Origin of the sequence: Klebsiella sp. I138 (assembly GCF_051131765.1) — a bacterium.
In the GTDB taxonomy this organism is placed as follows: Bacteria; Pseudomonadota; Gammaproteobacteria; order Enterobacterales; family Enterobacteriaceae; genus Klebsiella.
Genome location: NZ_CP180447.1, coordinates 4,918,346 through 4,930,697 on the forward strand (window position 1 = coordinate 4,918,346; position 12,352 = coordinate 4,930,697).

A 12,352-nucleotide genomic window follows, 5' to 3' on the forward strand; every position below is an offset into this window, starting at 1 on the left:
TCCCCGCATCTTTTCTCTTCGTTATGTTCTGGCAGACCGTTCCTGTATTGATTAGATCCTGCCATTTTTAATTATCTTCCACTCTGGAAATAAAAAAGCTCCGGAACTTGTCCGGAGCGAAATAATCACCTGAGGGAATGTGCTGCTTAAGCTTTCTCTTTTGCAAAGGCCATCTTCTTGACCGTCTTCGCTTTCGAGAGATAATAATAGACAGGAGAAACCACCAGCAGGCCAATAATCCATGATAAATCAGCCCCGCCGAATGACAGTGCAACCGGGCCGGTATAAATTGCCGTCGACATAAACGGCACTTCTACCGCAATACCTAATAAATAACAGAAGATGGCAGTCGCATTAAAATAACCGTAGACGCCGCCATCGCGTTTAAAGAAGGAATCAACATCATATTCGCCATGAGCAACAAGGTAGTAATCTACCAGGTTAATTGCCGTCCATGGTACCAGCACGTATAACAGAACGGTTATAAAGTTAGTGTAGATGAGTAAAAAGTTTTCCTGACCATAGATCGCCAGTGATATTTCGAGGAGCATTGTCAAAATGGCGGTAATTATTCTGGCCCGGGCCATCGGCGACCAGCCATCAATAAAGGTCTGGCCTAAGGTTAAGGTGCAGAGTACCCCGCAGTACAGCATCATGGAGTTCGTGGCGGCGATACCTAATGCCAGAACCACAATAACCAGGGCACCCATTCCGCCCGTCAGGTCAATAATGCCTTGAATAATATCATCATTGCTAATGCAAGTGGCGACCAGTACCCCAAGGACCATCGGCAGATAAGAGCCTAAAATGCAGCCAGAGTAGCTGGCATAAAAGACACTTTTATCGTTGGTGCTGTAGGGCATATAGCGAGAATAGTCAGAGACATACGGCGCATAGGCGAGTTGCCACAGTGCGGCAATGGATACCGCGCCGAGAAAGCCCACTTTATTAAAGCCGCCGCGGTCGAGAAAATCGACCGGCAGGCCATGCACGAACACGATCCACAAAAAAGTGGCGGCCAGCACAATACCGGAAATCCACGACATGATTCTGGCGTAGGAGTGGATGATTTTGTAGCCAAAGATGGTGGCGAATAAGCTGAGCGCCCCGACGACAATAATCCCTACGTCGGAGTTCATCGGTTTATAAATAGCATGCATCGACTGCCCGCCTAATACCAGACTGGAGGCGGTAAATCCGATATACATTAATACGACAATCGAAACGACCAGTACCGAACCATAGGAGCCAAACTGCCCCTTGGTTTGAACCATTTGTGGGACGCCTAGTCTCGGGCCCTGGGCAGAATGTAATGCCATAAAAAGACCGCCAACCAGGCTGCCGATAAGAAGGGCAATGACTGACCATAAAAATGAAAGATGAAAAATCGTTACCGCCATGGCTCCGGTGATAACGGTTAATAACATGATATTTGAGCCAAACCAAATGGTAAAAAGATCGCCGGGTTTGCCGTGTCGCATATTAAGCGGAATAGGTCTTATGGTATTACTTTCGAGATTTTCAACATGGACGGATTGAGGTTTAGTCATGGTGCTCTCTCATCACTGTAGGGCTAAATCAGCGTTAGATTGATATTCCAATGAGGAGTACAGCTAATCTACTCATCATAACATTTCGTTTACTATTGTCACAATCCTGCATCATTTTGGAAATTATTAAAAATGTCGAACGTCGATATAAAAAAAATGCTTTACGCACGGCCTGTGCCCTGAATCACCGTGTTGAGTAGGCCGTCAAAACTCTTTTTCAGAGATTTATGCTGCTTATATTGGGATTCAATAATTAACCCCGCTGGAAGGCTATTTTCAGACAGATAAAACTCCGCAGAGGCGGTTGTTGCCTGGAATGATTGGTTGTCTGGTGGAATGGGAAAGGCCTGGTAAATATGTGGAAAAGCGATAGCGCGAGAATAAAGAGATTTTATTTGCGAATGTGTGATATTTATGGCTTAAAATCAAAGAGTTGAATTTTTTCACTCAAAGAGTAATGTCATTAAAAGCAGGTCAGAGAAATAAATGATGCGGGAAGCTTCACAATTAAATGCATTTATCTGGAGTGTGCAGCAGATCAATATTTACAACACGTAATGCGCTCTTTTTCTTTTCTCTTAGCGGGAAAATGTCGGCGGAACGTTGCCTGTCCCCCGCTATCCGGCGGGGGACAGGACAGACTCTGCCCGGGCAAAATTTGCCGGCGTTCCCACAAGTCAGTAACCGACGGTGTACACCCGCCCGCTTTGTACACCTTCCACGCTGCGGCGATAGGCCTGAGCAACGGCAGCGGCAGGAACGCTGTCGAATCCGGGGAAGAAACCGTCATAAGCGGCAAGCGACTCCGTCAGAACGGTAGGGCTTATCAAATTGATGCGGATCCCACGCGGGAGTTCGCAGGCAGCGGCACGGACAAAACCTTCCAGCCCGGCATTCACCGTGGTGGCGTTGACGCCCTGGGCGATCGGCTCATGGGCCACTATACCGCTGATAAGCGTAATTGAGCCGCCTTCATTCAGATAATGCTGCCCGGTTAGCGCAAGGCGGATTTGTCCCAGCAGTTTGTCCTGCAGGCCCTGATTGAAATCCCGGTCCGTCATGGTCGCCAGCGGGCCAAAGAACAGATTGCCGGTAGCCGAGACGATCGCATCGACCTGGCCCACTTTTTCAAAGAGTGCCTCGACGCTCGGCTGCGAGGTGATATCAACCTGAAGATCGCCCTGAGTACGACCTACGCGAATGACTTCATGTTTACGCTTCAGTTCTTCGACAACTGCGCGTCCGACGGTACCGCTGGCACCAATAATGACGATTTTCATGGCTGACTCCCGTTCTGGTGTGAGCCTCTATTCTTTAATGAAACAGATATCGGATAAACTGGCTAAAAGTTAGATGATGACTAACCAGAGGTTTGTAATATGGATAAGCTGCGCGGGATGGAGACGTTTATCGCCGTGGTGGAATGCGGCAGTTTTACCGAAGCAGCATCGCGGCTGGAGATTTCGGCGGTGATGGTGGGGAAATATATCGCGCTGACAGAGCGTCAGCTTGGCACCCGCCTGCTTGAGCGCAACACCCGCCGTCAGAGCCTGACCGATGCCGGGCGAGTCTATTATGAAGAGGCCAAACGGGTACTTGAGCAGGTCGCCATTGCTGAAAGCTCGGTCGAGCGATTACGACTGGCACCGGCCGGTACGTTGCGCATCAGCGCGCCGACCTCTTTTGGTGCCTGCGCAATTGCGCCGCTGACCGCCTCTTTTTTACAGGCGTGGCCGGATGTCCGCATTGAGCTGGACCTGACTAACCGGATGATTGACCTTGTCGATGAAGGGGTTGATCTGGCGATCCGGATTGGTGAGATTCACAACACCGATCTGGTGGCGAAGTACCTCTGTCCTTATCGGATGGTCATTTGCGCCGCGCCCGATTATCTGGCCCGCCACGGTACGCCAGTCGTGCCGGCGGATTTAGTCGATCATCTCTGCCTGTCCCACACGGTGTGGACGGCGCGCAATGAATGGACATTGCCAGGTGCGCAAGACGCAGTGCGCTGGAAGCGGGATGCCATTCTGCGTTGTAACGATGGCTACGGCCTGCGAATGGCGGCGATAGCCGGAGCCGGGCTGTTGCTCCAGCCGGAAGTGCTGCTGAGCGAGGCGCTGGCCAGCGGTAAGCTCGTGCGCGTGCTGGAGGCCTTTACTCCCCACCCGCGGCCGGTGCATCTCCTCTGGCGCCAGGATCTTCGTCCGCTGCCGAAGCTGACCCGCTTTGTTCAGCATGTACTGAAGGCGCTGGGGGAGATGCCCCCGCAGCTTTGATATTTATCCCGGCGCCATTTCAGTGATATGAAAAGAGATGTCGCGGGAACGACAAGATGTGCACGACGGAATATATTGGGTAAATGTTTCATTCATATTATTGTTTTTTCCTCCAGGGAGTCATGTTATTTCAGATGTCTCGCATTTCTTATGGCTCGCCTCACTGAAGTGTTTTCTTCATTCTGGCGATGCTGTCGCATTGTTCTACGCATGCAGCTCCGGCATCAGTCGTCTGAAAAATAGATAAAGGTCTTCGGCCCGCAGCAGAATATTTTTTGCTACGGCGAAAGCGGCTGTTGTATTGCTTCGTTCAGCTCAGGGTTGTCCGCATCTGCTCTGGAAGAGCGGCATTCTTTCGTCTGCACATTTATCTGTGTATTTGTCATTTCTCCTGAATGTAGCAGGGTCTGAATCCATTCATTTCACCGATATGTGAATACCCCAATGCCGGGAAGATAATAATTCAAGCCTTGCGATATTGCGGTTTTCGCGCCTGGATATTGTATTTTTTTAATGTCTCAGGTGAGCCGTAGATATTGATTGTTAGTATAAAAACCTAATATTAATAGAATTGTAAGTATATAAATCTAATGAAGTGAGTTTCGTGTGTTTTTGTCCTAATAAATCTGATGTTTTTAGAGATGGTATTTCATTTTAAACCTGCTGTTTTTTTAGTCTTCCAATTTCAGAGGATTGAACGATAATTTAAAACGTCAGCGAAGTGAGAGCTTGGGTTTATATTTCAGCCTTGGGCCAGACTCTCGACTGGTGATGTGATTTTAGATGTTGTGTCATATTGATAAATCGGAACCGGCAGTTTTAGGTTTATTCGAATCTTTCGGATGTTTATTTGCATGCATATTCGCGGGCAGGGAGCTTTATGTCTTAAATTCTGACAGGGAGTGTCGTCGGGCTATTGAATATGAATGAAATGAAAGGTTTTTGACGATTTATTAATAGTAATTAAGTCTTTCGTTCAATTAAAAGGATTGTTTTATGAAACTGAATAACGTTTTTTCTGCTCTGGTAATCGCGTCGGGTCTGGCTGCATTTGGTGCGCAAGCCGATCAAGGTAGTGGTGTGGTTACGTTCACGGGTTCCGTTATTGACGCACCATGCTCAATCGCGGCGGGTGACGAAGACCAGACCATCAGCCTTGGCCAGGTTTCCAGCTCTGCTGTCGCTAACGGCGGGACCTCTACTCCGGTTCCGTTCTATATCCACCTGGAAAACTGCTCTGTTGATACGGCAAACACCGTAACCACAACCTTCAGCGGCGCAGACTCCAACGTTGACGGCGCAGTTCTGGGTGTAACCGGTTCTGCAACTGACGTCGGCATCGTGATGACCGATGGTTCAAGCAACACCATCTCCCTCGGTGAAGCGACTGCTGGCCAGACCATCGCCAACGGCGACAACACGCTCGCTTACTCTGCTTACATCATCGGTGGCGCAGCGCCGACCGAAGGTGATTTCACCGGCGTAACCAACTGGACCCTGGCGTACGAATAAGCCCTGACCTTATTTCGTTAATCCGTTCAGACGGCCGTAACTGGCCGTCTGATATTCGATACCGACTGAATAAGTGAAAAGGGTTTGCTATGCGTTTTATATTTCCCAGAACAATAAAAATAGTGAAAGCATTCCCTTTTCTCCTGTCCGGTTATTGCCTGCCATTATTTGCTGCAAACCACGGGGAGGGCGCCGTTTTCATCAGAGGCGAAGTGCTTTACACCCCCTGTGCCATTGATCTGGATAGTCGCGATCAAACCATTGAAATGGGCGATACGCCCGTGTCGGACATCGCAACCAAAGGCTATGGCCCAACCCGCGTATTCACCGTTCGCTTAATTAATTGTCTGATGCTGCCTGCACCAGGGAACAGCAAATATGACTCCGAGTACTACCAGATAACGTTTGAGCCGATGACCGGCGCTGAGCGATTTGCCATTCGCGGCGACGCTGAGGGCGTTGAGCTGGCCATCCGCGATACGGACGGCAACATCGCCCAACCTGGCGTGGCCTTTCCCGCCAGAGAAGTGACGGCGGGAAGCATGAATTTGAATTATTCACTGCAGCTTGTCAGCAATGGTCAGCCGCTTAAAGCCGGGGATTACCAGTCTCTGATTCGCTTCAGAATGGATTACTACTGAGATGAAAAAGACAACACGGCTGTTCCGACGTTCACCGCTCAGCGTGCTTATTCTGGGGCTGATGATATCAGCAACCAGAACATGGGCTGACGATGAGATTCAGTTTAATACCGACGTACTGGATACTCAGGACAAGAGCAATATCGATCTCAGCCACTTCTCGCGCCGTGGCTACGTGATGCCAGGGGAATACACCTTTAGCATCATGGTGAACAAGGACATTCTCCGTGAAGAACAGATCGTGGTTTACCCCGACGGTGAAAGCGGACAGGACAGCCTGATCTGCCTGACGCCGGAGCAAATTTCACGCTTCAACATGAAGGCCAGCGCCATCGACGATTTACGCTGGCTGCGCGACGGACAGTGCCTGGATAAGTCCAGCCTTGAAGGTCTGGAGATGCGTGTCGACCTGGCGAAAGACACGCTGTACCTGTCCATCCCTCAGGCATGGCTGGAGTTCACCGCGCCGAACTGGGACCCGCCTTCACGCTGGGATGACGGTATTGGCGGGATGGTGGCCGACTACAACCTGAATATGCAGACTCAGCACTCCCAGAACGGGACCGACAGCCAGAGTTTCAGCGGAACGGGCGTACTGGGTGCCAACCTGGGAGCATGGCGCGCTCGTGCGGACTGGCAGGCCAACTGGAACAAACGTAACGGCTACACGGACAAGGATTTCTCCTTTAGCCGCTACTATCTCTATCGCGCGATCCCTTCTCTGAAAGCCAAGCTGACGGTGGGTGAGGATTATCTCAGCTCAGATATCTTCGACACGTTTCGCTTCAGTGGCGTGAGCCTGAATTCCGATCTCAGCATGTTACCGCCTAGCCTGCGCGGCTATGCGCCGGAAGTGACAGGGATCTCCCGTGCCGGCGGCAAGGTGACGATCAGTCAGCAGGGACGCGTGCTGTATGAAACCCAGGTGGCGGCAGGGCCTTTCCGCATTCAGGAGCTCAATGATGCCGTCTCCGGCACGCTGGACGTACGGGTAGAAGAGCTGGATGGCAGCGTGCAGGTCTTCCAGGTTACCACCGCTTCGGTGCCTTATCTGACGCGTCCGGGCGCGCTGCGCTACAAGCTGGCGGCGGGTAAACCCTCCGAATGGGAACATCGCATGACCGGACCGGTTTTCAGCTCCGGTGAGGTTTCCTGGGGCGTGGCGAACGGCTGGACGCTGTATGGTGGGATGGTTCTCGGCGGCGACTATAACGCGCTGTCGATAGGAACCGGGCGAGACCTCTATTTGCTTGGCGCACTGGCGTTTGACGTGACGCAGTCACGAGCCGCGTTGCCTTCTGAAGGTACGTTGTCCGGGACGTCATACCGCGTGAGCTACTCGAAAACGTTTGATGAATATGACAGCCAGGTCACCTTCGCCGGCTATCGCTTCTCCGAACGCGACTTTATGAGCATGTCGGAATATCTCGACGCCCGCTACGGCAACGGCACATCGCACAGCCCGAAAGAGAAATATACGGTGTCGTTCAATAAGCGGTTTCGCGATCTCGGGCTGAGTACCTATATCAACTACAGCCACCAGACCTACTGGAACAGTGCCGATAACGACCGCCTGAGCCTGTCCCTGTCCCGCTATCTCGACATCGGGCCGTTTAAGAATATGAGTATGTCGATCTCAGTCTACCGTAGCGAGTACTACTCCTTTAAGGACGATGGCGCCTACGTGTCGCTGTCGCTGCCCATCGGCAACGGCACCTCTCTGAGCTATGGCGCCACCGTCAACCGCAGTGATAACACTCATCGAGTGAGTTATTACGGTCGCGTGGACGAACACAACAGTTTCCAGGTCAGCAGCGGCATCTCGCGCAGTGGCCCGACCGCATACGGGTATTACACCTGGCTTGGGGACAGTGCGCAGGTTCAGGCCAATGCCAGCTATCAGTCCGGGAGCTATAGCGCGCTGGGCATGAGCGTTACCGGCGGCCTGACGATGACCCCGGAAGGGGGAGCGGCGCACCGTTCCAATGCCCGCGGCGGCAGTCGGGTACTGGTGGATACAGCTGGCGTCAGCGGCGTGCCGGTGAAAGGCTTTGGCGCTTCGGTGAAAACGAACGGCTTCGGCAAGGCTGTGATTGCCGATGTGAACAGCTATTACCGTAACCCTATTCGAATCGATGTCGACAAGCTGGATGACAATGCCGATATCACGCGTTCCGTCTCCCAGGCCACGCTCACCGAGGGCGCCATTGGCTATCGGCAGTTCGACGTCATTTCCGGGGGCAAAGCGATGGCCTTTATCCGCAAGGCGGACGGGAGCTTCCCACCGTTTGGCGCCTCCGTGGTGAACGAAAAAAACCAGGAAACCGGCGTCGTGAACGACGAAGGAAGCGTCTGGCTGAGCGGGATTCAACCAAACGGCAAAATGACCGTGAAATGGGATGGCAAAGCGCGCTGCGTGGTGCATCTGCCCGGCACGCTGCCTGAGGTACTGGAAAACCTGCTTTTAACCTGTGAGCCGGAATAAACCGGCCTGACTAACAAGAGTTAACCGAGATGACAATGATACGTTTTTCCGCCCTGGCGGGCATGGCACTGATGATCTCCTGTATGGCGCAGCAAGCGGGCGCTGCCGTGTCGCTGGACAGAACCCGGGTCATTTTTGACGGCGCGGCGAAGTCGGTCAGCCTACGTCTCACCAACGAGAACAAAACGCTGCCGTACCTGGCGCAAGGGTGGGTGGAAGATCCGCAGGGGAAAAAGATCACCGATCCGCTGGTGCTGCTGCCGCCGGTTCAACGTATCGAACCGGGCGAGCAGAGCCAGATTAAGGTGCAATCTACCGCCTCGATCCAGCGTTTGCCGCAGGATCGTGAATCGCTGTTCTATTTCAATCTGCGCGAGATCCCGCCGAAAAGCAGCAAACCCAACACCCTGCAGCTGGCGTTACAGACCCGCATTAAGCTCTTCTACCGCCCGTCGGCTATCGAAGTGAAACGCGCAGATTATTCCACGCCGTTTCAGGAACAGCTGACTCTGACGCGTGAAGGCGACAAGTATCGGATCAATAACCCGACGCCATATTACATCTCGCTGGTCAATGCTTCTTCAACGCTGACCGGCAAAGCGGCTGCGGGGTTCAAGCCCATTATGGTGGAACCGAAAGGGCAGTTGACGCTGGTGCCGACCGCTTCTGCACTGGGTGGTGCGCCGGTGCTGACCTACGTCAACGACTTTGGCGGGCGTGCGAAACTGGTCTTTAGCTGTAGCGGCAGCGGATGCAAAGCCGTACCGCAGGAAAAGAAAAAATAAACGTCGGGAGAGCAAAATGAATATGGCTTGCTTGAAAAAAGGGGGGTGGCTCGCCCTGATACTGGCAGCCGCGCCGCTTAATGCCGCAGACGATCGCGTCGACGGGAGCGATGGCCTGTTGCACGTTCACGGTACGTTAACGGAGAGCGCCTGCCGCCTGGCCATGGAGTCGGCCTGGCAGGAAGTCGACATGGGGAATACGGCGACCGCCAGCCTGAAGCGTCCCGGCGATCGGGGCGAGCCGGTAAGGGTGGCGATTCGGCTGGAAGATTGCTTGCCATCTCCGTCTTCCATCCGCGATGCCTGGAGCGGCGATTTGCTCTGGAGCCGCGATATGCCCTCGGTCACGGTGAGTTTTGTGGCGCCGGGTGAACGCTTTCAACCCGGGCTGGTCAGCGTGTCCGGGACCAATGGATTAGCGCTCCGGCTGAGCGACCGCCTGCATCGCGACGTTCGTCTGAACAGTGAAGGTCACCCGCTGCTGCTCGATCCGGGTGGCAACACGCTTTTTTACTATATCGCACCGGAACGCACCGCCGCACCGCTGGTGGCGGGAGCGTGGCAGGCGCTGATTCACTTCAGGCTTAATTATGACTAATCCACGGTATCGACTGCTGAGCGCCATGATAGCGCTGATGCTGGCGCCTGCGTCCTGGTCTTCCTTGACGGTCAATGTGACTGGCGTGGTGGTGGAAGGCGTTTGTGAAATCAATAACGGTGAAACTATCCACGTCGATTTTGGCAACAACCTGCAGCCTCGCCTGATTGACGGCGAGAATTTTATGAAAGCTATCGAATACTCACTGACGTGTGAGGATCTGACCTCGAACGATCTGGAAATGGAGTTTGAGGGGATCGCGAGCACCTTTAGCGAGGACTACCTGGCAACCGATCGCGAAGGGTTGGGGATCAAGCTGTATATGAATGGTGTATCCATGCCGCTCAACACCTGGATGCCGTTTACCTGGCCCGAGGTGCCGGTGTTGCAGGCGGCACCGGTTAAAAGCGAGGCGACTGAAGTCGAAACCGGCGTGTTTAGCGCATCAGCCACCCTGAAAATTCAGTATCAGTAAGGGAAAGTACTTATGATTCGATTGTTATACGCCGTCATCTTATTGGCAGGACTGGCGTTCAGTCCGGTCTCTTCGGCATCTATCTGGAGCTGGATTGATGATTTGAGCACCTGCTCGGCGACCCAGACCTATTGTTACGACTACAACTTCACTATTGCGGATTGGGATGAGGACGATTCAACACCTAATCCGTGCTATTCGCTTTCGGCTTGCACCCTTTTCATTGGCCACAGACACAACGCGGCTGGCACCTCAGGCAGCGGGATCGTCCGCTCATGGGGAGCGGGCACCTATCCTTTTATCATTGAGGCCGAAACCCTCGGTGATTTAGCAAAACAGTTCAAAACGGTTTTCTCGCTACCCTTTTCCAGTACCACCAACCATACAGCGAACACCGTGGCGACTGAAGAGTGCGTTGGCCTGTTCTACGCCGCAGGGAAAAACCTGGGCAGCAATAGTTCGGCCGTGAACCAAACGGCCTTTGAGGGGCATCCCATTATGCCCGGCAGTATCTGCGGTTCTGCGCCGGCGCCAAGCGGTTCATGCGATTTCGATCAGGATGTGCTCACGCTGGATCACGGCACCTTGACGCGCCAGGAACTGGAGGGACATGAGGCCAGTGAAAACGTCAGCATCAGCTGTACGACCTCGCAGACGCTCAAGCTGTACATTTATTCTTCTGACCATGTGTCGTTACGCGACGATGGGAGTCTGTACTCCGAACTTTATATGAACGACAACGTCCTGGGGTCTGCAGGCTTCACGCTGGATGTGGCCGCGCAGGAAAATGTGACGGTGAAATCGATTCTACATACTAACGGTAATATTGATGCTGGCGAGTTTTCTGGCTCAACGGTCATGCTGATTACGGTGGAGTGATAAACGATAAAATATCGTCATGAAACTATGTAAAACGCCATTGTGCATAAATGAGGGGCGTATTTAACATAATTTTCTGGCGATGATGAACGTCGTGTTCGTCGTTCAATATATCAGTCAGTGACTGAGTTACACGTAATATTTATCTGATTGAATTATTATTTCCAGACTGCTTTGGTAAAGAATAAATAATATTAAATTACATTGGGAATATTTAATGTTCCCGTAATAATAAAATGATAGTGTTGAGTATGGGAATGAACTTATGTTGTCAAAGGTATTAATGGTCAGTGTGCTGATGCTCTTTTCTGCAAATATTATGGCGGCAATCTGGAGCTGGATTGATTCGGTGATCGATACCTCCGGGGCAATTTATAATAACTATGAGTATACTTACCGAATTGAAGCCTGGGATGATGACGATGATACGCCGAATCCCTGCTACGGTTTAAGTGCGTGTACGCTGTTTATTTCCCACCGTCATAATGAAGATGGTACATCAAGCTACTCGGTTAAAAATTACTATGGTACCGGAGGGACCGGATACTATGCCTTTTTATTAACGGCAAAAACCATGGGTGAGTTAGGCTCATTAATGAAGCCAACGCTCAATCTACCGATAACGGGAACCATGACGCACTCGTCAGATAAAACCATTCCTGATGAGTGTGTTGGCATATTTTATGCTGCGGGGAGTAACTTTGGGACTGGCGCTTCTTCAGTGAACAACCAGTTTAACGGTCATCCCCTTCTACCCAGTTCGGTATGCGGCGTGGCGCCGACGCCCAGTACAACCTGTAACTTTGGCAATGACGTGATAAACCTGGATCACGGGGTGCTGTCGTCCGGTGAAGTAGAGGGGCATTCTGTTTCCGAGACGGTCAATATCACCTGTTCAAAAGTGGCTGAACTCAAGCTGTATATGTATCCCGATTCGAAAATATCGCTCTCTGATAGTGGCGATTTTTATAGTGAGCTGTACGTGGATGATGCACTTATTCCAACGACGGGGGCCAACTATGAAGTGGATTATACCCGGGCTTTGAACGTGAAGTCTGTTCTTCGCAGCAGCGGGAGCGTAAAGCCAGGTTCATTTTCTGGCTCGGCAATTATCGTTATGGAATTAAACTAATGTGCCATTGCATATT

At 52.0% G+C, this 12,352-nt stretch carries 11 protein-coding genes; 9 read left to right on the forward strand and 2 right to left on the reverse strand.

What is annotated here, in order from left to right:
* Positions 1–146: 146 nt before the first annotated feature.
* Together ACMYSK_RS23045 and ACMYSK_RS23050 are read right to left on the reverse strand one after the other, a co-directional pair.
* Positions 147–1,550 carry a purine-cytosine permease family protein gene (locus ACMYSK_RS23045; protein ID WP_434638715.1) on the reverse strand — a complete coding sequence of 468 codons (1,404 nt, stop codon included), beginning with the start codon at positions 1,548–1,550 and terminating at the stop codon, positions 147–149.
* A gap of 677 nt (positions 1,551–2,227) precedes the next feature.
* The gene (locus ACMYSK_RS23050; RefSeq protein WP_434638716.1) at positions 2,228–2,830 is read right to left on the reverse strand and encodes a short chain dehydrogenase; all 603 of its coding nucleotides are present in this window, start codon (positions 2,828–2,830) and stop codon (positions 2,228–2,230) included.
* 99 nt (positions 2,831–2,929) lie between these two features.
* Here ACMYSK_RS23050 and ACMYSK_RS23055 point away from each other — a divergent pair, with 99 nt between their 5' ends.
* The 9 genes from ACMYSK_RS23055 to ACMYSK_RS23095 all read left to right on the forward strand — a co-directional run bounded on the left by ACMYSK_RS23055 (position 2,930) and on the right by ACMYSK_RS23095 (position 12,336).
* Complete coding sequence (locus ACMYSK_RS23055) at positions 2,930–3,829, forward strand: LysR substrate-binding domain-containing protein (RefSeq protein ID WP_434638717.1); 900 nt, start codon at positions 2,930–2,932, stop codon at positions 3,827–3,829.
* 996 nt (positions 3,830–4,825) lie between these two features.
* On the forward strand, positions 4,826–5,341 hold the full coding sequence (locus tag ACMYSK_RS23060) for a fimbrial protein (RefSeq protein WP_434638718.1): 516 nt from the start codon (positions 4,826–4,828) through the stop codon (positions 5,339–5,341).
* 89 nt (positions 5,342–5,430) lie between these two features.
* A complete protein-coding gene (locus ACMYSK_RS23065; protein ID WP_434638719.1) occupies positions 5,431–5,982 on the forward strand; it encodes a fimbrial protein in 552 nt (183 codons plus the stop codon).
* Position 5,983: 1 nt separating this feature from the next.
* The gene (locus ACMYSK_RS23070; protein ID WP_434638721.1) at positions 5,984–8,467 is read left to right on the forward strand and encodes an outer membrane usher protein; all 2,484 of its coding nucleotides are present in this window, start codon (positions 5,984–5,986) and stop codon (positions 8,465–8,467) included.
* A gap of 29 nt (positions 8,468–8,496) precedes the next feature.
* Positions 8,497–9,252: a fimbria/pilus periplasmic chaperone gene (locus ACMYSK_RS23075; RefSeq protein ID WP_434638722.1), complete on the forward strand. Its 756-nt coding sequence runs from the start codon at positions 8,497–8,499 to the stop codon at positions 9,250–9,252.
* Positions 9,253–9,268: 16 nt separating this feature from the next.
* Positions 9,269–9,850 (forward strand): fimbrial protein, encoded by a 582-nt coding sequence (locus ACMYSK_RS23080; protein ID WP_434638723.1) that lies wholly within the window; start codon positions 9,269–9,271, stop codon positions 9,848–9,850.
* Entirely contained in the window at positions 9,843–10,325 is a 483-nt protein-coding gene (locus tag ACMYSK_RS23085; protein ID WP_434638725.1) for a fimbrial protein, read from the forward strand. The genes ACMYSK_RS23080 and ACMYSK_RS23085 overlap by 8 nt, the downstream gene beginning before the upstream one ends.
* A gap of 12 nt (positions 10,326–10,337) precedes the next feature.
* Complete coding sequence (locus ACMYSK_RS23090) at positions 10,338–11,204, forward strand: MrpH family fimbial adhesin (protein ID WP_434638726.1); 867 nt, start codon at positions 10,338–10,340, stop codon at positions 11,202–11,204.
* Positions 11,205–11,469: 265 nt separating this feature from the next.
* The gene (locus tag ACMYSK_RS23095) at positions 11,470–12,336 is read left to right on the forward strand and encodes an MrpH family fimbial adhesin (RefSeq protein ID WP_434638728.1); all 867 of its coding nucleotides are present in this window, start codon (positions 11,470–11,472) and stop codon (positions 12,334–12,336) included.
* Positions 12,337–12,352 lie beyond the last annotated feature (16 nt).